The organism is Pseudomonas sp. AMR01 (genome assembly GCF_041946035.1).
GTDB classification, from domain to species: domain Bacteria; phylum Pseudomonadota; class Gammaproteobacteria; order Pseudomonadales; family Pseudomonadaceae; genus Aquipseudomonas; species Aquipseudomonas antarctica_B.
The window spans coordinates 18,887-40,393 of sequence record NZ_JAUTYR010000016.1; the positions used below are offsets into that span (position 1 = coordinate 18,887).

21 protein-coding genes are annotated in these 21,507 nt (G+C 51.1%); 1 reads left to right on the forward strand and 20 read right to left on the reverse strand.

Features of this window, described 5'->3' with window-relative positions:
- Positions 1 to 410: 410 nt before the first annotated feature.
- The gene (locus Q7C20_RS15895; protein WP_375068589.1) at positions 411 to 719 is read left to right on the forward strand and encodes an addiction module antidote protein; all 309 of its coding nucleotides are present in this window, start codon (positions 411 to 413) and stop codon (positions 717 to 719) included.
- A 427-nt stretch (positions 720 to 1,146) separates the two neighbouring features.
- Here Q7C20_RS15895 and Q7C20_RS15900 read toward each other — a convergent pair whose 3' ends face one another.
- The 20 genes from Q7C20_RS15900 to Q7C20_RS15995 form a co-directional block, all read right to left on the reverse strand.
- Positions 1,147 to 1,821 carry a tyrosine-type recombinase/integrase gene (locus tag Q7C20_RS15900; RefSeq protein ID WP_375068590.1) on the reverse strand — a complete coding sequence of 225 codons (675 nt, stop codon included), beginning with the start codon at positions 1,819 to 1,821 and terminating at the stop codon, positions 1,147 to 1,149.
- A gap of 628 nt (positions 1,822 to 2,449) precedes the next feature.
- The gene (locus Q7C20_RS15905) at positions 2,450 to 2,779 is read right to left on the reverse strand and encodes a hypothetical protein (RefSeq protein WP_375068592.1); all 330 of its coding nucleotides are present in this window, start codon (positions 2,777 to 2,779) and stop codon (positions 2,450 to 2,452) included.
- Positions 2,779 to 2,985 carry a DNA/RNA non-specific endonuclease gene (locus Q7C20_RS15910; RefSeq protein WP_375068594.1) on the reverse strand — a complete coding sequence of 69 codons (207 nt, stop codon included), beginning with the start codon at positions 2,983 to 2,985 and terminating at the stop codon, positions 2,779 to 2,781. The genes Q7C20_RS15905 and Q7C20_RS15910 overlap by 1 nt, the downstream gene beginning before the upstream one ends.
- A 140-nt stretch (positions 2,986 to 3,125) precedes the next feature.
- Positions 3,126 to 3,497, reverse strand: a complete 372-nt coding sequence (locus tag Q7C20_RS15915; RefSeq protein WP_375068596.1) for a hypothetical protein — start codon at positions 3,495 to 3,497, stop codon at positions 3,126 to 3,128.
- Between the two features lie 164 nt (positions 3,498 to 3,661).
- On the reverse strand, positions 3,662 to 4,129 hold the full coding sequence (locus Q7C20_RS15920) for a hypothetical protein (protein WP_375068598.1): 468 nt from the start codon (positions 4,127 to 4,129) through the stop codon (positions 3,662 to 3,664).
- Positions 4,126 to 12,108 carry a DUF637 domain-containing protein gene (locus tag Q7C20_RS15925; RefSeq protein WP_375068599.1) on the reverse strand — a complete coding sequence of 2,661 codons (7,983 nt, stop codon included), beginning with the start codon at positions 12,106 to 12,108 and terminating at the stop codon, positions 4,126 to 4,128. Before Q7C20_RS15925 ends, Q7C20_RS15920 begins: the two co-directional genes overlap by 4 nt.
- 780 nt (positions 12,109 to 12,888) lie before the next feature.
- On the reverse strand, positions 12,889 to 13,188 hold the full coding sequence (locus tag Q7C20_RS15930; protein ID WP_375068601.1) for a hypothetical protein: 300 nt from the start codon (positions 13,186 to 13,188) through the stop codon (positions 12,889 to 12,891).
- 29 nt (positions 13,189 to 13,217) lie between these two features.
- Positions 13,218 to 13,394, reverse strand: coding sequence for a hypothetical protein (locus Q7C20_RS15935; RefSeq protein WP_375068603.1), 177 nt, complete (start codon positions 13,392 to 13,394; stop codon positions 13,218 to 13,220).
- A 306-nt stretch (positions 13,395 to 13,700) separates the two neighbouring features.
- Positions 13,701 to 13,949: a hypothetical protein gene (locus tag Q7C20_RS15940; RefSeq protein WP_375068604.1), complete on the reverse strand. Its 249-nt coding sequence runs from the start codon at positions 13,947 to 13,949 to the stop codon at positions 13,701 to 13,703.
- Positions 13,950 to 15,291: 1,342 nt separating this feature from the next.
- A complete protein-coding gene (locus tag Q7C20_RS15945; RefSeq protein ID WP_375068606.1) occupies positions 15,292 to 15,471 on the reverse strand; it encodes a polymorphic toxin type 50 domain-containing protein in 180 nt (59 codons plus the stop codon).
- Between the two features lie 89 nt (positions 15,472 to 15,560).
- Complete coding sequence (locus Q7C20_RS15950) at positions 15,561 to 15,962, reverse strand: hypothetical protein (RefSeq protein WP_375068607.1); 402 nt, start codon at positions 15,960 to 15,962, stop codon at positions 15,561 to 15,563.
- Positions 15,962 to 16,126, reverse strand: a complete 165-nt coding sequence (locus Q7C20_RS15955; protein WP_375068609.1) for a hypothetical protein — start codon at positions 16,124 to 16,126, stop codon at positions 15,962 to 15,964. Before Q7C20_RS15955 ends, Q7C20_RS15950 begins: the two co-directional genes overlap by 1 nt.
- Before the next feature lie 255 nt (positions 16,127 to 16,381).
- The gene (locus tag Q7C20_RS15960) at positions 16,382 to 16,702 is read right to left on the reverse strand and encodes a colicin (RefSeq protein ID WP_375068611.1); all 321 of its coding nucleotides are present in this window, start codon (positions 16,700 to 16,702) and stop codon (positions 16,382 to 16,384) included.
- Position 16,703: 1 nt separating this feature from the next.
- A complete protein-coding gene (locus Q7C20_RS15965; RefSeq protein ID WP_375068695.1) occupies positions 16,704 to 16,976 on the reverse strand; it encodes a polymorphic toxin type 50 domain-containing protein in 273 nt (90 codons plus the stop codon).
- 69 nt (positions 16,977 to 17,045) lie between these two features.
- Positions 17,046 to 17,657 (reverse strand): hypothetical protein, encoded by a 612-nt coding sequence (locus Q7C20_RS15970; RefSeq protein ID WP_375068612.1) that lies wholly within the window; start codon positions 17,655 to 17,657, stop codon positions 17,046 to 17,048.
- A 10-nt stretch (positions 17,658 to 17,667) separates the two neighbouring features.
- Complete coding sequence (locus tag Q7C20_RS15975; RefSeq protein WP_375068614.1) at positions 17,668 to 18,021, reverse strand: hypothetical protein; 354 nt, start codon at positions 18,019 to 18,021, stop codon at positions 17,668 to 17,670.
- 664 nt (positions 18,022 to 18,685) lie between these two features.
- Complete coding sequence (locus Q7C20_RS15980) at positions 18,686 to 19,123, reverse strand: hypothetical protein (RefSeq protein WP_375068616.1); 438 nt, start codon at positions 19,121 to 19,123, stop codon at positions 18,686 to 18,688.
- Positions 19,124 to 19,418: 295 nt separating this feature from the next.
- The gene (locus Q7C20_RS15985; protein WP_375068618.1) at positions 19,419 to 19,853 is read right to left on the reverse strand and encodes a hypothetical protein; all 435 of its coding nucleotides are present in this window, start codon (positions 19,851 to 19,853) and stop codon (positions 19,419 to 19,421) included.
- A gap of 412 nt (positions 19,854 to 20,265) precedes the next feature.
- Complete coding sequence (locus Q7C20_RS15990) at positions 20,266 to 20,553, reverse strand: hypothetical protein (protein WP_375068620.1); 288 nt, start codon at positions 20,551 to 20,553, stop codon at positions 20,266 to 20,268.
- Positions 20,554 to 20,622: 69 nt separating this feature from the next.
- Positions 20,623 to 21,156: a DUF2247 family protein gene (locus Q7C20_RS15995; protein ID WP_375068621.1), complete on the reverse strand. Its 534-nt coding sequence runs from the start codon at positions 21,154 to 21,156 to the stop codon at positions 20,623 to 20,625.
- Between the last annotated feature and the right edge of the window lie 351 nt (positions 21,157 to 21,507).

Here is a 21,507-nt window from a genome sequence, read left to right on the forward strand (position 1 = left end):
ACTTCCTCTTTAGATAGAGGCGAGTAAGTATTCTCTCGTAGGTCGGCTTTCAAAAGCGCTAACTGTTGAGGGGTGAACTGCCTGCCAGTCAAATTCTGGATGTCGGTAAGGTATGACTTTGCATCCTTGGCAAACTGAGTGCTAAGAAGTCCTGTTGCGGACTCACCATTTTGAATGGTACTTCCTACAGTACTTGCAGTAGCTTTTGGACCAACAATATCACCCGACGCGATTTTCGTTGTCTACACGCGCAACGCCAGACGTGGCGCGGCCTGCACGCCGGTCGGATCAGGTGGCGGGCTGTCACCCCACAAAACCACCCCGACGCGGGTTTTGAATCCGTTTCAACACACTCAATACGCTATTTTAAATCTCTGTCACACGAGCCATTTCCCATGCCCGAGCTACTTATGCCATACGATCCAGTGCACGCCATGACCGACCCGCAAGCGGTGGCCATCTTTCTCACGGATGCGCTTCAGACGGGTGATGCAGGTTATCTCGGCAAGGTATTAGGCATGGCGGCACACGCCGAGGGCATCGGTGTAATCGCCGAAGCAACAGGGCTTACATACGATCAGTTGGAAGGTTTTTTCAGCGCCGGTGACACCCTGCGCTTGGACGCGCTGCTGGTGATCGTGCATGCGCTGGGCGTGAAGTTGACCGTCTGCCCTATCGACTCTGATGAGCCTGCATGCAGTGGCGAAGTACCTGGCTGATGCCCGTTCGGTAGCCCCTGACGATGCGGTGGCGTAGCCGCCGTGTCTGCTGTGGCCAACAAGCGCAGCGCGTTAGGCTTTGGATCTAAGGGGTATCGGGGCGCTGCCCTGATCGGGGTTTTGTATGGATGGTCTGCGTGCAGGCCGTCCGTACAAAACATTTCCGGTCCTAAAGATGACTCAGGTTTATCGACTCGCAGAGGCCGCTTCGCGGCCTGCGGGGCTGTCAGGCATTTGTAGGGAGGTTGTCAGGCGTTTGTCAGGCCTGATCGCTCTCTTCGTACGCTTCGGCGTCCAGAGCGGTTAACAGAGCCTCAACCGGGTCGTCAGGAAGGGGTTCAGCCATGGTTTGGCTGGCGGTGTTCTGACGTTGCAAACGTGCCGGATGGGTCGCGGTATGAATTTCATTGAGCGCCCGGATGCTGACCTAGGTGTAAATCTGCGTGGTGTTCAGACTGACATGTCCAAGCATGGCCTGGATGAAACGAATATCGGCGCCGTTCTCCAGCATCAACGTTGCCATGGTGTGGCGAAATAAATGGCAACTGCCATGCTTGCCGATGTTGGCTTTTTCGATGTGTTCGCGCACCAGTTGCGTCAGGCGGTTGGGGCTGAACCCTTCGCCCTGCTCGGTCAGAAACAACGTGCCATCGTCCTGACCCAGGACAAAATGGGGCCGCACGTCGTCGCGGTATTTGGTGATCCACGCCAGAGCACGTTCGCCGATGGGAATCATCCGGTCTTTTTTGCCCTTGCCCTGGCGAATCATCACCGTGCCGCGCTCGTAATTGATGGCGCTCCAGCTCAGGCCGATCAACTCCATGCGGCGCATGCCGGTGCTGTAAAGGGTTTCCAGCATGGCCCGGTCGCGGATGCCGGTCGGTGTTTGGGTGTCCGGCACATTGAGGATACGCTCGGCTTCGTCGCCGCTGAGGATGTGTTTGGGTAATCGCTGCTCCATCCTCGGTAGATCGAAGTCGGAAGCCGGGTTGTACAAGATGCGATTGGTTTTGGTAAGCCTCTTGAACCACACCCGAATCGGCGTGATGCGCACCGTTTGGCTACGCGCTGACAGCGCTTCGCCATCGGCTTTTCGATACAAAAAAACTGCACGTCAGCTTGGATGATTTGGTGTTTGCAGAAGGAGAACGCGGACCGTCCGACGATTTGCGCCTGCGTTTCGAGGCTGTCAGCCATATGCCCGAAGCTGAGAAATCAGTGATCAAGGCACTGCTCGACGGGATGATTCTCAGGTACCAGGCATCAAAAATCATGGGGGCGGATAACAGGAGCCGACCACCCAGTGCGTAACCAGAAAAAAGTGCCGATCTGAAAGAGTAAACCGGCCCCCCATGCTTCGCTGCTGCGTATAGCAAAAGCTATACGCCATACGTCAGTGTTTATTGGGTGAACCCTGCATTTCGTATTACAAGTGTATAGCAGCGCCTGGAAGACATAAACCGGATAACCAATTGATACATATAGAAAATACCCACCTCGCAAGAGGTGCGTGTTGTGTATTAAGATTTTTGCTCCTGTTAAGGAGCGAAAAAATCATGCTGAAAAAGGGCGTATTGAGCAGATAGACCGTAGGTCGTCAGGGTGGCTTCAAAAGGGATGCAACTTGACTGCAGAAATGATGCAAATAGGGTGCAAGAATGCGGCAAAAAGTGTGCAAAAACACCCCATATTCAGCCTAAGCTTCTACATCTAAACCTGCCGCTTAATTTTCAAGGATAAATAAAATCTATACTTATTTTAACTTTAACTAAGTCCAAGGTTATCTCACAGCCACTCCATGCTGGCAGCCCTCCTGTAAGTTTATTCTCAACATACCAACTGCGTAGCTCTGTTAAAAGGTCTAAAATATCTGTATTGGCTCGCCCGCCTGCCGTGAACCAGGCAACGTTACCTTGTTCATCAATGTAATCATACTCATACTCACAGCTATCTAACTTTTGGGATAACTGTGCGCGCATTATAATTTTACAGGCTGCGCCGGGAGCAATTTCAAATAAAATACTCCCAATGTCATTGTAGATATCATCATCACTACGCATCAATTTCCACCCGGTGAGTTTTTAAATACAATCTCTTTTGGACGAGCACCGTCTATTGAATACTCCACATTAAAGCTATCTGGCCGAACACTTTTGCCAGAATACACAGGTTCAATCTTCACGCTAACCTGCTTGCCTTCCTTAAGTGCGGACGCCCATGTATTCTCCATAGACTTCCAAGTACCTTTATTCAGGTTCCCATTCATGGGAAGGAGGTTCAAGGTCCGTTGAATATACTAGCAATCAAGTGCCCACCCCTCTCTCTTTGTATTGCTCTGTCGCCAATTTCTTTAACCCGTATTTTCTCTTGCAAAAATTAACCTGCGATTGATGATCCGAGCACAACCTAAATAATATTCAACAATTTAAGATCATGCTTAAATTCTTCCGCTTCATCTAACGGAATAGATTTAAGCATTTCGCTTAAATCATTGCATTTCAGCAACTCGATAATACGTTGCTTATGGTATTCAGCCTGACTTGGATACCAGCAAGACAAAACCAGACTTACGACTTCCAACATCAAGTACTCGATTGGTGAATCAAAACTACCTTCCCCGCCCGAGTAACCGTCATAAACATCAGATACAATCTGATCCAAGCTCCAAAAATTATCCTTTCCAGTTCTATCTAAAGGACCATGATCTCTGCATCCGTCCCAGAAGCTCTCAAGAATCCAACTTTTTATTTCCGAATAAATAGCTCGGTTATTTTCCATATCACTGCTTTACCTTGGGTGGACGCATAACTACACCATTATTATCTAAAACGTCAATTTTTACATTCGTCTAGCTGTAATAAATGCATTATCCAGCCACTTTTCCAGGTTAAAAGATCAACCACAAAAAAGACGACGACCTAATATAAAACCGTGTTATCTTTCTACTTAGTAGCTAGCCGCCGAGGTAGAAACCAATAAGCAGCTGTCCCAGTAGATACTCCTCCCAACAAAAAACTTAAAAGCACAGGAAACATATTTCTCATCACCTGATAATTCTCAACTTCACTTATAAAGAAAAAAACGACACTAAACATCCACAAGGAGGAAACAACCGCACTCACAATTGAAATCAACACATAAACTCTGGGCCCACCTTCAAGTTTAAAAAATACAATTAAAATCGCTAAGACCAAAGCTGGAAGAAGAAAAATTAATTGCGTCATTATGGGGATGGTAATAAAAAGTGAAAACAGCTCACTGCCTCTCACCTCTCCGATTAATGATGAATTGCTAAATACTGTTACCATAATCGTAATTAACATTATAGGAACAGCCGCCAACCCCGAAAAAAAAGGGCATAGCAAAAATGCAAAAAACACTTTTTTTCGAGGATAATTTTCTAATGTCATGGCACACACCCTTGACTAGCGTCGTAACCTAGCAGCTTACAACCAAACTCAACCCTAGATTTGTAGTCTAAGATATCTACGCCACCGCTGATCCCAGGCACGTCAACTGGCAAATCCCCTGCGCCTCTGTCCGAGTCGGTCATATATTTTGAAACCCCCAAAAACGTGTCATGTCCGCTCAAATATTCTTCATGAATAGGTTGTAAAATCTTCTGTTCATTCTTTAACTGATTAATATCCCAAGCTACTGGATCAACCGCTTTCTTATTGTAAAGATTCTTAAAATTATCATACCCACCAGTCATCAGAGTATCTCCTGCCGCCTTACGCCAATCATAGACAGGTGCTAACACCCACCCAGCACTAAAGGTTAGATATGACGCATTCCCGTCTGCCCCTAAGCCAGTAATAGGCGCACGTGAGACAGTATCTGCTCCCCCAAACCACTTTGCACCAATCCCCAATTGATGCTCGTAGGTATCACTAGCACTAAAAAAGTTTGCTCGATTATCAATCGTATTGAAATAAGATACGAAGGAGCTTTTTCCGTCGTCGGTGTTATACAAATAATTGAATGTGTTTTTCGTAGACCGTTCGACATCGCTATGCATAACATTCCACGCATCTTGAATTGCAGTATATTTTATAGCAGAGTTCACGGCATTCCGGCAGCTGTCGCTACCAGGGTCTTTGGCGCAAACGCTGTTCATCTCATCATCCAAAAACTTGCTCAGTCGCTCTGCCTCTGCCCTTGCAGCATTTTTTTCGGCTTCCGTCGCGCAGGTCTTACCTGACATGCAATTATTAACCTCATCAAATTTTTGATGAGTTAAGTAATTAAATGTAGTCGCTTTTTGTGCTACCTGTGCCCCCTTTTCCAAGTCACCATCTACTGCAGCCGCAGCCAACAATCCGGTTAATTGTGACAGCATCAAGGTAATATCTTTATTTCCTTGTGCAGCCCAAGCCAGTTGATTGATAAATGCTTCGTTTAAACCGGCAGCTGCCGCGCCCGTTTTAAAGTCGCTACCAGTCGCCTCAGCCAGCAATCCACCCATCAAGGCATGAGCAACGATTTTTTGAACACTGCCATCTGGGAACTTGATGGTGTCACCCACCCAATTAAAGCCAGTAGCCATCGCCACATTGCCAGCCTCCCCCAGCAAAGCAGCATTGAAGTTATCGCCGAAGCTGCCCCCTTGAACGGCCGTCGAGATCCCGCTAGAGATTACCGCTCGGCCTCCAGTGCGCAGCGCGATATCACCTGCCGACGTCCAGGTGAAAATATCTTTGGAGGAATTCGTTACCGCCAACGTCGAGCCAGCACTCGGGGTAACGCCGCTGACAGTACCAGCACCAGCACCAGCGCTGTCTGCACCGGCAAACCAATTGGTATCAGCATAAGAAAGTGCGCCGGCAGTAAAACCAGAGACTGCCGCACTCTTGATGCTGTTGGCGCTAACTGTCTCCTTTAAGGCCCTGCCGAGGTTGCCTTTGTTGTTAATGGTGCTGGTAACACCCGTAGTAGAGAAGCTCGTAGCGACCGCCAGTTGCCAGCCACCTAGACCAAACCCAGCCGGCCCCATGATCGCCGCCATCATGATCGCAATCGCAATCTTGGCACCGGCGCCCAAACCGGAATTGTCGTACTTGAAGCTTTCGTGAATCTCCTTCACTTGGCGCCAATCAATATCACCACGCGCCTCGGCCTGTTTCAGCCAAGCCAGGTTAGGGTCAGCCTTGACCATCGCATCAACGGTCTGGCTTACGGTCTGCTGATCAACCTGTTTAACATCGATGCGTATCCCTTCGGCGGCTTTGATAACAAGCTGCCCTTGAGCAACCAGCTCGCTCTGGCGCAGGGTTTCATCCGTGTTGCCTTTACCTTTGGCGCTGAACCACGATAGGTCGCTTTTGCTCTTGGTGTGGCTCTCATCGTGCAGGTCCTTGACCCCTTCAAAGACGATCGCACCGCCACTGTCGAGGATGATGTCCTTGCCGCTGTTAAGCTTGGCGACTTGATACAGCTGGTCGCTTTCACTTTTAAGTGTCAGGTTGCCGCCAGTCTTGATTTCGGTGCCTACCTGGGTCGTGCGGGTGACTTCATCTGTCTGCGCTTTTTTCGCGCCCCAACTGCCCTTCTCCTTCATGTCATACAACGTATGCGTACTGTTCTCAGCCGCCAACAAACTCAACTTATCCCCGCTATACAGATAAGCCTCATTCCCCGCACTGATCTTGCTCGCCACCAGCGTGGTATCACGCCCAGCCTGGCTCACAAAATCCCCACCCGCCGTCAGCACGCTCGCCACTTGGGTAGTCTGGTCATCCGAGGTCTTGATGCGTTTCTTGCCGTGTTTTTCCTTGCCCTCGACGTTGTGCATGTCGCTGACCGACGCCACGTTGAAGTCGCGCCCAGCCTCAACGGTCAGGTCTTTGCCGGCCGTGGCCGTGCTGCCGATGATGTTGACGTCCTGCCCGGCTTTCATGTTGATGTTGCCGCCCGCCGTGACGCTGGCGGCGAGGTTTTTGACGTCGGTGGTGATGCTGGATTTTTCGCCGCCGTCGCGGGTCTCGTGCTTGATGCTGGTGTTGCTGGCGGCGATGAGGTTGAGGTCGCGGCCGGCGGTCAGGTTGGCGTCTTTGCCGGCGGTGAGTGCGCCTCGGTTGGTGAGGTCGCGGCCGGCGTCGATGGCGAGGTTTTCGCGGGCGACGATGGTGCTGGCGCTGGTGTCAGTGAGGGTGCGCATGCCGGCGCCGTCACGTACCTGGATCGCGGTGTTGTCGTTGGTGATGTCGCCTTTGAGCGCAGCCAGGCTGACCTGGTTGCCGCGAATTTCGCCGGCCATGGCGTTGCGGATGCTGTCTTGGGCCAGCAGGCTCAGGTTGTTGCCGGCTTCCATCAGGCCGCCGGTGTAAATGCTGCCGCTGCTGACGGCGGTGAGGTTGTTGCTGGCGCGCAGGGTGCCGACGTTGATCAGGTCGCCGCCGGTGACCAGGTTGAGGTCGCGGCCCTGGATCAGGCTGTTGCCGCGCACGTTGCGTGATTCGGCCTGGGCCAGGTAGAGCACCGGCACGAGGACGGTCTGGCCGTCGACCACGCGGTTTTCCATCCACACGATGTCGTGGGTCAGGGCGCCGACTTGCTGGCTGGTGAGTGTCACGCCGAGGCTCAGGCGCAGGGCGTCTTTGCTGGCGAGGGCGTTGTCCATCAGGTAGCGGAATTGGTCGGCGTCGCTGTACAGGCCGCCGGCCAGGAAGCGTTGGCCGGTTTGCGCGAGCACGGCGTCACGGATCAGGCGGCTCTCGTATTGGCCATCGCCCAGGCGGCGCCAGGCGCTGTCATCGGTGAACCCGAGTTTGCCGAGCATGTAGTCGGAGCTGAAGAAGCCGGTGGTGGTGGCAAATTCCGGGTTGGTCTCGATCAGGTAGTGGCTGGTCGGGTCGGGATTTTTGACGAACAGGCCGTACTCGCCCTTGGGCAACTGGAAGTTCGGCGCGGTGGTGGGGTCGACCGGCGCGAACGGCGTGCCGGTGTAGTCCACGGGTACGAAGCCGCCGCCGGGGGCGACGCTGGCAACCGGCAACACGCTGCCGGCGGCTTGGGCGCTCGGGTCGTTGGCGTGTTTGCTCAGGTTGATGTTGATGCCGCCGACGGGGATGCCGGTCTGGTCGTCGCCCAGGGTGCCGGTCAACTGCGCCAGGGTGTTGTTGTGCAGCGTGCCGTTTTGCAGGGTGCGCGCGACGTTGAGGTTAACGGTGCCGCCCGCTTGCAACGTGGCGGCGTAGCCGGGGCCGCCGTTGTCGGTCCAGGTGGTGACGTCGCTTAGTTGCCGGAACGGTGCGCTGTCGGGTGATCGGTTTTTCAGTTCTTCGAAGCGTGCCTTATCGAAATGCCCGGCAGCCGTGGCCGCATTGAACGCTGGAACGTCGACATATTGCATGCTTTCAAACAAATCGTCGGAAACGTGACCTGGCGTGCTGACGGCAATCGTGCGCTGCCCCGTGCGCGTCGCGGCGCCCTGGTTCAGCAGGTCACCGGCGGTGATACTCAGGTCGCCATTGGCGGCCATCAGGCTGTAGCGGTTCTGCACATTGTCGCCTTGCACCAGCATGTTTTTGCCAGCCACCAGACGCGCCGCTACCGAATCCTTGGTCGCAGCCTCAAGGTACGTCTCGTAGATGGTGATATCACCACGCTCCCAGTTGTCTTTCTCGCCGCAGTGCTGGTGACAGATCCAACTCAGGCTGCCGGTGGTCAGCGTCTGCCCGAGTTCGAATGCGTCTTTGGCGTTTTCGATAAAGCCTGCATTGATGCCGATGGAGCCTTCGCTTTCCACGGTGCCGGAGCGGTTGCTGAACAGCACCGCCTTGCCGCCATCCACCGCTGCAAAACTCAAGTTGCCCTTGCTGTAAACGTCGCCATACAGGTTGCTGAAACCATTACCGCGCAACGTCATGTCGCCGCCGCTGAACAACAGTGTGTCCGCCGCGTTGTTGATGCCGTTGACGGCCGTCAGGTTCACCGCACCTTGAGCACCGAGGGTGCCCCGGTTATTGATCTGCGCCGCTGCGATATCCAGTTGCTGACGCGCGGTGAGGAAGCCCAGGTTATCCAGGGTGCCGCCCAGCTTGATCTGGGTGTTGACGCCTGCGAGGCGACCGCCGTTCTGGCTGAGGTTGTTCGCCGCCACCGTCAGGGTTTGCAGGGCCGACACGCGGCCGCTGTTGGTGATGTCGCCAGGGGTGGTGATGCTCAAGTCGCCGTCGCTGAGCAGTTCGCCGCCGTTGTTCAGGCTGGCCACGTCGAGGACCAGGCCCTTGGCGCTGGCCATGCGGTCGCCCGCCTTGAGGGTCAGGCCCTGGGCACTTTTGTAGGTCAGGACTTCGTTGAGTTGCACACGGCCCAGGCCATCGACGTTGCCGAACGCCCAGTCGGCGCTGCCCGTGCCATTGATGCTGCCCTGGCTGCCGCTGAGGCTGGCGGTGTTGAGGCGGAACAGGCCGGAACCTGCGTGCTGCAATTGCCCGGACTGGTTGTTCAGGCTGGCGGCGTCGAGGCTCAAAGCGGTGCTACCGAATTCGAGGGCGCCGTTCTGGTTGTTGATCGCACCGCTGAGGGTGAGGCTGCTGCTATCGCCGGCCAGCGCACGCAGTTGCCCGCCGTCGCTGTTGTCGAGGTTGCCGCCGCTGAGGGTCAGGCCTTGGTTAGCCTCGATCAGGCCGCCGCGGTTGGCCAGCGTGTCGCGGGATGTGAGGCTGATCTGGTTGCCGCTGATCTGGCCGCCCGCACCGTTGTCCAGTGCAGCGCCGTTGACGGTGACCTGCTCTTTGCCGAACAGTTTGCCGCCACGGTTGCTCAGGGCTTCGACGGTCAATTGCAGGTTGCCCAGCAGGCTCGCCATCAAGCCGCCACTGCTGTTGTCCACCGTGTCGCCGGCGACGGTCAGGCTATCGCCCTGCACGGTACCGCCCAGGTTATTCAGGCTGCCGGTCGTCAGCTCGGTAAGCCCGCCGCCGCTGAGGATGATGCCTTTGCGGTTGGCCACGTCCTGGCCGCTGAAGCTCAGGCCCTGGTTACCGGCCAGCAGTTGGCCGGCGTCGTTGTTCAGGTGCTGCGCGGTGATGTCCAGACGCTTGCCGCGCAGGGTGCCGCCGCCGTTGTCGAGGGTGGTGAGGGCCTTGACCAGAATGCTGCGCTCGCCGGCATCGAGGGTGCCGCCCGCGTTGGTCAGCAGGTCGCTGACGTTGAACGTGATGTCGCCGCCATCGCTGACCAGCGCGCCCTTGCCGCTGTTGATGAAGGTTTGCGCGGTCACGTCGACCGAGTTGCCGAGCAGGATGCCCGCACTGTTGTCCAGGCGCTCACCTTGCAGTTGCAGGAGGCCCTCACTTTGAATGCGGCCTTGGGCATTGAGCAATTGGCCCGGCCCCTTGAGCAGCAGGCTCACACCCTGCGCGCCACCGGCCAGCAGGCCCGCGTCACGGTTGTCGAGGTTTAGTGCGCGCACGTCGAGCTGATCACCCAGCACGCGCCCGGCGCGGTTGTCGATGTCACCGCCGCTGGCGTCGAGCAACAATTGCTTGCCGACGATCACACCGCTCTGGTTGTTCAGGTTGGCGGCGTGCAGCGCCACATTGCCCTGCCCGGCCTGCAAGCGGCCCTGGGCGTTGTTGAGCTGTTGAGCGGTGACGAGGGTCAATTTGCCGGTGTTGGCGCTCAGCACGCCGTTGGCGTTGCTGCTGAGGCTGCCGGCGTTGAGGTTAAGGTCGGTGCTGGCCTGGGCGAAACCCTGGCTGTTGTTGAAAGCATTGGCGACGGAGAGGTTCAGCGCGCCGTTGTCGGCCTGGATCAGGCCCTTTTGGCTGTTGTCGAGGTCGCTGGCGTTCACCGTCAGCGCACCGGCGACCAGCACGCCGTTCTGGTTGTTGAGGCTGGCCGCGTTGACCGTCAGGTCGTTGGCGACGATTTGCCCGCCACTGGTGTTCAGGGCGGCGCTGCTGAGCACCAGGCTGCCGCCGGCCATTTCAATACGGCCCTGGCGGTTATCCAGGGAGGCCGTGTCGAGCGTCGCGGCCTGGCCTTCACCGAAGCGAATCAAGCCGCCAAGGTTGGCGATGGCCGGTGCGCTGATGGCCAGGTTTTGCTCGCCGAAGATTCGCGCGGTGGCGCCCTGGTTGCTCAGGTTGGCCGTGCTGACGCTGACGGTTTTGCCCTGGATGATGCTGCCCTGGTTGGTCAGCGCCTGCGCGGCGGTGATTGCTAACGCGCGGCTGGCCAGCAGGTTGCCGCTGGTGTTGACGGTTTGCGCATTCACCACCAGGTCGCCGGTGGCGTTTCGACTGTTGTCCGCTGCCACGCCGGCTTCGATGATGCCGGCGTTGGCCACGCTGGCCGCGTTGAGTTCAATGCGTTGGCCGGCGGCCACGCTCTTCTGGTTGACCAGCGCTTGGGCGCTGGTGACGTTTACGTTGCCGGTGGCGTAAACCTTGTCCGTCAGGTTGACGCTCTGCGCATTCACCCGGACGTTACCGGTGGCCGCCGCTTGCGCCATGCTCAAGTGGCCATTGGCATCCAGCTGAATATCACCACCACTGGCGGCCAGCGTGCCGTCGAGCTTCACGCCCACACCGGCTTCGGTGCCCACCAGTTTGATCGCGCCTGCATACATGCCGCCCAGGGCCGACGAGTCGATCGCCAGCTCCGGCTTGGCGCTGCCGTCGTCGGCGCGCGGGGTAGCGGTCAGGGTTTTGGCATCGACGTCGTTGCGACCGGCGATCACCGCGAGTTCGCGGGCGTTGATCTGTGCGTTGATCTTGGCCGAGCGGGTGATGATTTCGAAGCGGTCGACGTTGCTCGCATTCAAGCCTTCGCCGTCGATGGTCACGGCGCCGCCGTCAACCTGGTAGCGCTGCAGTTGGCCGCTGGCGTCGAGCACCGGTTTGCCAGTGGTGAGGGTCACGTTGGGGGTGTTGATAAACCCGCAACCGCTGCACGTGACGCCGTACGGGTTGGCAACGATGACCTTGGCCGACTGGCCCGCCACTTCGGTATAACCGCGCAACTGGCTCGGGCTGCCGCCGTTGACTTCGTTGAGAATGACACTGGCGGCGCCGCCCTTGAGGTTGGGGTTGCCGACGATGTAGCCGCCCAGTTGGGTGTTGGTGACCGCGCCGGTGGCGTTGTTGAGGATTACGCCGTTGGGGCCGACGTTATAGTCCTTGAATTGGTTGTGCGAGAGGCCGCTGCCATTAGGCGTGGCGATGTTCACCACGGGCACGCCATTGCCGGCCTGGCCGACAGTGGTGCCCGGCGCGCTCACCACGATGCCGTCGGCCTGGGCCAGCAGCGGCTGCCAGAACAGCGCGTTAACCAGGATCAGCACCAGCCCGCGCTTGGGCAGGCCGAAGAACGAATCCCGCGGCTTCAGCGCTGCAGAAGGTTGACGGGCCAGGAAGGCAAAGTGGCGAACATCCATTTTCAGACTCTCGTGCAGCGGGGCGTTGAATTACAGGAAGAAATCCATGCGCAAGTAAATTGGCTGTGGGCAACAGACGGGGGCGTTGTGGGGTCGGTGGCTTGGATAACCGAGCAGAAAATACCGAGTCCGTGGCAATACATAAGGCTTATTCGGTCCGTCGAAAATCAAGGGGCGGCAAATTAACATCGAACTCGCACTAACCCAAGAAACTGGCTTAGTTACGTTGCCGGAGTGGAAACCCACCCAACCCATTGATTTATAAATATAAAAAATAGCAAGACAGATAGCCGACCCGTTACTGGACGTATTATTCCGACAGGCGGCGACTATCTTGATAGCGTTTAGCCGAGCTGCTTAAAGTTGCCACTACTTGGCCACCAAGCTCCGTCCTAGGTAGCTTAGTACCGAGAAAAGCAGAAAGGTTCGCGACGTTTTTGTGAAGTGGATCACGCTAATTGGTATTGAGAGAGGTTGCTGCGCATTGCGGTCATCCACCGCTCTGCCTGGCTGGCGTCGTTGTAAACGTTATCTGACCTCGATTACACGCTCTACCACCCACCACGCCCGGACATAAAAGATTTCACATAATCCCACCGTGTAACTATCCAATACACAGCAAATATTCCTGACAAGGGAAATCCAATCCAGATGAACACCCAGTTCGAATCTGTGCGAAGCAGTATTCCAACCACTATGGCGACCATCATGCCGAAAAACGTACTCACCCCACACACCACCGCCAACAATGAAACTATCAGTAGCAGGGTATTTATAAGTTTACTTGCTCGCATCGACCGCCTCATTGTAAAGGCTATCGCCTTTCGCGCCCACGGACAGAAAATATAGCAACATTGCACCACCATACGGCGCCTTTTTACCAAGAATAAATTGGTTATTATCAAACTTTCTGAACGTCACATCAAATATTGATTTTTTCTTGTTCAAACCATCAGCCAACCCCATCTTCAGCGGCACTTTTACAAATCCCGAACCAATTGATAACGCGAAATCTGCGGCACTATAATCACTGGTCCATATCCGCCAGGCTTGGAGCGGGTAATGCCCTGGTCCCGTCATCTACCGCGTCACCTATCCCTTTTGCACAGTTAACTCACCGAGATAAGGCTCACCCCCTCGCTGATCACTATTTCCTCTGGGATCTCATCACGGAAAAAAAGCTCATCACCTAAGTTTAAAATGGACAGGTAAAGATAGTTATCAAACGAGAGAGCGATGCCTATCACTACGTCTTCTGCTAAGGACTGCACAAGCGATGCAGACACTAGCCTCCTTATAAACCCCATAACTGGATAAGAGCTTACCGCTTAGTTGCACATCAACAGGCTAGCAAAATAGAATAACTACAAAAAATAAATTATATTTCTAAAGAGTAGCGCTGCTGAACAAAAAAACGCAAAACCTTGGTCTGTCCCCTATTCGTCCTGCTTGATGGCATGATTCTCAAATACCAAGCGTTGCGGATTATGGGGACAGCAGCAAAAACCAAGCGAGCAGCTAAAAAGAAAAGCTAACGCAGATAAAAAACACCGGCGCAAGGCCGGTGCTGGAAAAGTGCTATCACTGTATAGTCAACTTAACTCAATTGATTTCAGCTGCCCCTTGCCATCGCACAAAATAATGACCGTACCGTACGGACAATCTAAAGTTATTACCCTGTCCTTATACTCATCATCAACCATTCCGGATGCCTTACGAGTAGGGCTATCAAATCTAATCTCTAGAAAATAACCCTCCCCATTAGCTTGATTTGGCAAGGCATCTTTATTGCCCTGCTCAGACAAGATTTTTTGAATTTCCTCAATATGAATTGACGCCATAAGCCCTCCGCGAACTCAAGGTAACGAGACAAAATCGCCTTTGCCTAATAATTTTTAACCTCGGTTAGGTCTAATTGATATGCCCTGTCCTTGCGTCCATAAACCGAGTAGCGCTGGAATTATTGCCAAGTTTCTGCAAAGCATCGGCATCAAGCTTTCCTGCAAGCTGACCCATTCGAGGATCGTTGAGCTGGCCAAATACGCGATCAGCAATTGAGAGGTTTTATGCGGAACCAGCAATTTCGCCTGCGCCTTTTTGCACCGTCTAGCCTTGGTGTTCTTTAAAAAACCTCATGTCTCAGCAAATTAAAGCCACCACCTTGGACAATAACTTTTTCTATATCAGTTGAACGATTTGTAGCGTTTACATAGAGCAAGATTTTATAGCTCGCGTAGTTCTGCTCTACTGGATCGCCGCCAAAAGGATCAATATTCAATTTTAAAACAAAATTCTCTGAATCACTCCTGCCTCACATATAGTAAATACCACCTTGATAAGAGCTATCTCTTTCCTCAAAAGTCTCTTCCAGCGCTCTTTCCAAATCACTTTTCGCAGACAGAAGACATGATTTGTCCGCACCATAGAGATCATACACAATAGTCATTTCGGTAACACCGCACTCGGAACACGAATTGCGGCGATTGCCGCAGAGTCATGGAAAATAAAATTAACTTCGCGTCCTGCCTGGACGCTCATCTTACTCTACAAATCTTTCAGGCCAAGGGCTTGTAAATCTCTTGCACTCCACAGCCCTGTACGAGTTCCGCCACTCCTCAAACCTATTCCTAAGGATTGAGCGCGTTGCAAAAGTTCTGGACTTTCCAGCGCAATATCAAAGTCAATCACACTGTCAACGTCAAATGCCTCCCCAGTTTAAAAATTTTGCCTGTTACGGCACTTCCTTGAAGAATTGGCTCTACATTCTCATAGCCAGCGCGTGCCAAACCATCTCGCGTATCTGTGCAAAGCGCACGAAATCATCTGCACTTGAAATATCTTGGAATTACAGGCCCTTTTGCACCAACTTAATCATTCTTAAACTTCACGTCGCCTGAATACCCAAACCCCATCATCAAATATCGGCTCCGAGGCATCTAGCCGAAAACATTTCACTGTAACTGTCCAACCCTCCTCGTAATCAGCTAGTACCTCAGTTTCAACACACGAGGCAGACTCAAAATCATCGTCCTCAATTTCCCCGTCGAAATAGAATCTAACACTCAAAAGCAATTCTGATACTGAAAAAACAACAGCACGAAGCTTTTCTGAAACTTCCCCTAGCAATGCCCTCTGAATACTTAGACGGGCCATCACGATCGCATTATCAAGAGAGCACATCAGTCACGGCCTCGCTGGCACAATATGGATACCATCCTTAGAGTAGTGAGCTATTCCATTCGCGGTAGGTGTTGCCACGCCTGCTCCATCTATATACGTCCCTATAGGCCCATCAAAAACTCCCCTTTCTTTGGAGCGCGGGCGCTGACCGCAGGTAAAACAACACCGCTGCAAGGGCGGCATTGAGTATTCAAAGGGAGTGTTTCTGGTCTACCGTAATAACTCCGTCAATTATTGTAAAAATATATAGGGGGATAAAAAACCTAAGTAGCTCAACTCAATAGTTCTAAGCTAACATCACCCATCAGCAAAAACTCCTCAAACGCCTCTTTTACAATAGAAAAATCTAAGCAGACCAGCTCACCGCTCCAAATATCACCTAAAATCTCATATTCACTATTCTTTAGCTCTGGGTTTAAATAGGAGCGTACAACATAATCCGTTCCATCATCTGCACCCAGGGATAAAACATACTTACCTTCATCTGAAAAAACTTGCAGGAACTGTAGACCTGTATCTGGGCCACCTATAATACTTAAGGTTAGAGAACCTTTCCCCCTCTTAACTTTATCGAGATAGCAGTCAACATCTTGCCAAACCGGGAATTTTTTATTCCCACCATTAGCCTGATCACCAACGCCAACCACCCACGACAAAGAATAATTTTTTTTCATCAGTCCAACTCTTTAATAGAACGTATGCCGGGCTTCCAATACAGAGTTTTGCCCGTAGCAACTTCATTGATTTCAAGAGACTTCAAGCCAGCTTTTTCCGCCGCTGCTGCAATATCCCCTCGGCAATAACCGCAAACAGCCTGCCCCTTAACTTTGAGATTCATACCCCCCCCTTGGGTTTTTCCAGCATTATAAGCTTGCTGTATAAGTCCAACTTCAGCATGTGCAGTTGCCATATTTGCATTTGGCAAAGGTTTACCAGATGACTCTATTTTTGTATTTACACGATCAGCTATGAGTGTCGGCTGATCAGCTTTTGCTTGAGAGCCGTGCCCCGCCGTCTGGTTAACATTAGTGAACGCCTGACCACCAATCTTACCTTCCGCCGTTACTTTCGGCGCAGTAGCTTTCGAACCATTTTATTCGTGCTCTCTCCTAGCGTATACAAATCCACTAATCGGCTCTAAATCTCGCTTAGCACCCGCCGCATGCACGCACTGAATATCAATTTTATTGATCGCCTGCTCTTTCCCTCCCAGTGCGTCTAGATTTGTAGCTACAACCTCCAGGCTCTCCAAATCAAAGTCTGTTGGCTGACGATCAAGATAGTATCGAATTAACACAAAACCACTATCATGATATCCGACGGCGATGGCCCTAACATTAGGGTATATCTCGCCAAGTAGCGCAATGCGGAAGCACGCCACGAGCCAATCCGGCAATTTTGTCGCGAATTGCATCTCAGTTCCTCGCATCTGGAACAATATGGGCACCATTTTTCCCATAGTGGACTTGACCTTTGATTACAGGCTGCCCTGTCCGCCCATCAATACCTATCGGTCTTCCAAAATCCACAACTGGGTTATCACAAGCCCCGGCACCAACAATTGGATATTTACCACTGTGGACTCCACCTAAAATTTTAGCCGGGTCGACGCCATTATTAAAACAACTACGTCCTTCCTCAAAGTTATTGTGGCCTCTGAAATGTTTCCCCTGCTGTCCTGCATGGATATTTTTCGAAAGATCGTTGGGAACAGGTAATTTGCCTGTCGCTGTTGCACCGTTCGATCAATCTGAAATTTAAAGTGTAAGACCTAAAATTTCTTTAAAATCATCGACTAAATCACCAAGCTTTATATCAGGATTAAGTATTACTAGCTGGTCCTTGGTCACCTCCAGCGATGTAAATACCTCCTCAAGTACATTTGCATCGATGCTTTTTTCGTAATAGTCCTCAACTAGACCCTTATAACCCGCAACACCTCCCACTAAAAAACCTAGCAGTGGATACTCCTTCAGCCCATCCGGCGACGCACACCACGATGACTGCTTGACACCTCGCCAGAAAAACAGACTAGTATTATCTGTAGAAAACGCAGGCTCAACTTTAAATCGCTGAAACGCCTCGGGCATCTCATTTAAACACTCAGATAGATTAGGCAAAGCAGAGCCACATATCACTTTTCCTGCAACACCTGCATCGGTAAAATGCAAAAAATACTCAGCGCCAGAACCGTCCCTCATTGAGCCCATCATTTCTTTCCCCGCCCCGTCCCAATTGCAGTTGAATGAAAAATATCTATACTGCCACTCGGGCATGATTATGGCATCCAACAATGCTAGCCCTTGGGCCACATGTTTAACGCGACCAATTGAAGGCAGTTCATTTATATTTAGAATGGAATTATTCATTTAGTAGCACCTATTTGTCAGATTTAGCTCTATTCGCTTGTCGAGAAAGAATCTGAAGACTTGAGCTGCAATTAGTACCATCAAAATTTTTTGTGATTATGTGGTCAAACTGCGATTCATTAGGATCTGGAGTTACGCCACGCTGGTTTTTTTGTGGTTTGACTAACACAGTACCACTCGCGGCAGATTTAACTAAACCGCCGCTGGCTGCTTTATTCAACTCCAACGCTTCTTGTTTTTGCCGCAACGTGAATTCTTTACCGGGATCAACATTTGGCGGACTTCCAGTACTTGAATAATCGACTTTTGCATGAGCGCCTATCTCTTGTGCACTAGCCTCCTTTACCGGGTGGGCATACGGCATGACAGCTTCAGCATCCGGCGATACAGTCGAGGTGTAGGTTGCCTTTCCTGCGCCCGTCCCTTTTGCCACAATAGCGCAATCAGAAAATAATTGAGTCCAAAATAAACTGTAGCTTCACAGGGTCCGCAACATTCCCAAAATAATATTCATTCCCTCCATCACCGACCAACTCAGGAGGTGTCGACTTCCAATACAGCACGAAATATTTTTCGTCCAACAAATCCTTTAGTGCGCCTGCATCATCATATGTTGAAATTCTAATGAAAGGCCCATACTCCGAGTGAATAGACACCATCACTCTCTTTCCGATTTTCGAATCAATCATAGCCCACCTACCACGTAATGCTGTTAAACCAGTCCAATTCCTGCTGAGTAGGAGCTCGTTTGATGCCTTTATTATCTAGAGCGTCTTCATATCTAATCGGACGTGTTGCCCCAGGCATATAAGGATTGGCTTCTGTTTCTTTAACTCGAGTACTAGTCATATCGAATTCCGTGCCATCTTTATAGATTATTTGCACTCCAGGCTCACCACACCATTAATATAAACCGTGGTCTGACCCTATTTTCCTGGATAGCTAAACCGAAGCTCAGGCCCCCAGCTTAAGCAGAGGTCCCGGATTTTGTATGGAGTCTGGAGAGACGGCGGCAATTCACCATATTATCAGGCGTTTGGCCAAGAAATATTGTCAGAACTTAACCATGCTATTCGATGTGATTTAACTAGTGGATTTCTAAAAAAATCTTCTACCGCTAACCATGCTATTTTCGGCGGTATAAAAGAACCAGCAGGAACAAATTGGTCTTCCCCAAAGTCTTCAACCTGACTCATTTTTTGTTGATCGCCTACTGAGTAATATTCAGCCCCTCTGCGTTCACCAGCAGCCCTGAAATTGTATCTGACAGAAATGCCGAGCTCTTTGTTCTCCAAAACAGCCAGCTCAGACTTGTCGCCTTTGTCACTGATAAAGCTAAAAACCCCATCGCCGCATCCTTTCTGCCACATCGAAGGTTGATAGTTTATAAAAAAGTCAGCATAAAACTGCAAGTCTGGATTTGTATCGACATGACGATCTAGAAAAATACATTTAAATTCGGACATTCCAACCTCTATCGAGCTCTAGCATCAATAATATCTTTCTTAGTATTAAATTGTGGTCTGAGCCAGTTCTTAACTGCCTACAACTTACTCTGTTACTCCGATATAACCTTTTCTGAGCACCTACTTTACCGAGAAAGATTTTCGTTTCAGCTGGAATTATAATTGTAGAAATTATAGTCTGACCCCTGATTTTTTCAAATAAGGTGCAATCAATCAGTAACACAAAATGGAAATACCGGCGCAAGAGTGCACCAGATCTCAGCAAAAAACAAAACCCCTACTGATTAAGACTTTGTCAAAACCGAAAATACGGCATTAAAAATATGGGTCTATCATCAACGGCTGATGATGCCTCATATAATGCTTCGGTTGCGGTCATAAGCGAATTCTCTCCACCAGCTAAGGACAGTGCCGATATAGCACGAGCTTGGCTAAACAACTGAAGACCTTCTAGGGTTAAGTTTTGCCCTTCATCCATGCCGTTTTGCAAGTCAAAATACTTCTCATCTAACTGTGCAGCTAAAGCATCTAGCTCAGAAACCTGATCGGTTGTGAGCCTATTGCCAGCCAGAAGTTGCCTAAATGAATCGACAACAATAGGCACTTTTACTGTACAAGTCTCAAAAGCGAGTTCGCAAGCCACTTTTACAGCAACGCTTCGTTGCTCCTCACCGACTAACTTAAGCTTTTCGACAAGTCCTTTCTCAACCATTTCTAAACGCATCATCATTGTTTAGCGCTTGGCAGTAGTTTTAAAGTCGTTGACACATTAGCTCCTATCGGTTCAATCACGTTCTGACATGATGCACAGACAGGAAGTATCGCGCCGATCGAAAACTTTCAATCCGATAGCGTTAGCATAGCTGACAATAACCGCTTCTCCGTAGCCAGTTCCAACAACTATTTTGTCGCCTTCTTGCTGACTCATTCCAGCACGAAGATAGCCACAAGGTTCACTTGTCCCGACCAGAACAGAGCGACCAACATTCGCACCCTCTACTACCGTAATACTCAGTGTTATTCGCCCTTTGGAATTCGCCGGTATTTGTAACTGAATTTCACTTATGCGACTTTGAATAAGGTTAGATGGGTTATCGTAGGCAAGGCCTCGCTTCAAAGATGTATCTGCCGCTTTTGCGTCATTAACTATCCTGAGTCAATATCTTTACAAATTTCTCGAATGCTTGAGAAATACATTCTTTTTCTTCTGGAGAAAGCAATATATTCAGAACCTGCTCATCAAGAGCACAGTCATATATATCAATACTCACCCAGTCTTTAGACCAAAAGTCTACAATTCCTAGCTTGTTAAAACCATCCAACTCTATCCTTTCAAGGTCTCCAAAATCTCCATCAGCAAATGACGAGTACTCTAGAGAAAAACCCTTTAAAAGGCGTTTTACGTTTTCATCAAACCAAGCGCCATCCATAAGACCTCTCACTTCTTATCTAGAATTTCATTATTCTTGATCGCTGGAAGAAACTCGCCGCCCTGCTTATTAAGTTTTTCTACAGCTCAAAGCAACCAGCTCACCTTTCAACCATTGTTCATGCTCATGAACAACGTGATCATAGTTCGATACAGAGTGGTATTGATGTTGCGGTAAAGTCATCGCACCAGGAATCATCGAAAGTGGAGCATCAACAGGCCAATCCCAGCCCGACCAAAACTCAGACAACTTTATCAACCCATAGAGCGGGTCCGAGTCCAGATTTGCTAGTAATTCTTCCAATGCAACCGCTCGCCATATTCTCTTAGCCCGTTGCATTTCTGCATTTTGAAAATCGCTCATTTTTTTCAACTGTGGGCATAGCTCAGATAAAAGCAGATCACTATCGTTAGCCAAACTAACAATCACATCGAGCAAGGGGTTATTCCCAGCAACCTTTTCAAGCTCAGCGCTTGCAAAGTCTTCCACACAAGACGATGGCAATCTCTCCAAAAGACCAGGAACACCACAGACGCCCTGAAGCAAAACGGCCCAGTCGGTCAAGCCATATTTGATAATTCGTTCAAAGACTGCTTGAATCATGGTTTCACCGGTATACCGTTAATAACTCCATTTGGTACAAACATTCTGTATGTTACACCGCCTAACTTCGGATCTACAATCCATTCAAACCACATGATTGTTAGAAATATATTCTCCAGTCACAGGGTCTTTAACTCCGAAATGTACATGCGGAACTCCCGGAGCGTGTGCTCCTGATATAGATCCTGAGTCGATACGGAACGCCTTGGTGCCATCAGCGCGGTAAAACAACCCAGAGCCGGGCTTACCGATTTCCCTGTACTCGAGACCGAGATATTTTTGCCTTGCCGATAGAGACTCATCGGTTGTGAGCGTCATAGTGCTTGTGAAATTTTTCTTACCAGATAGAGT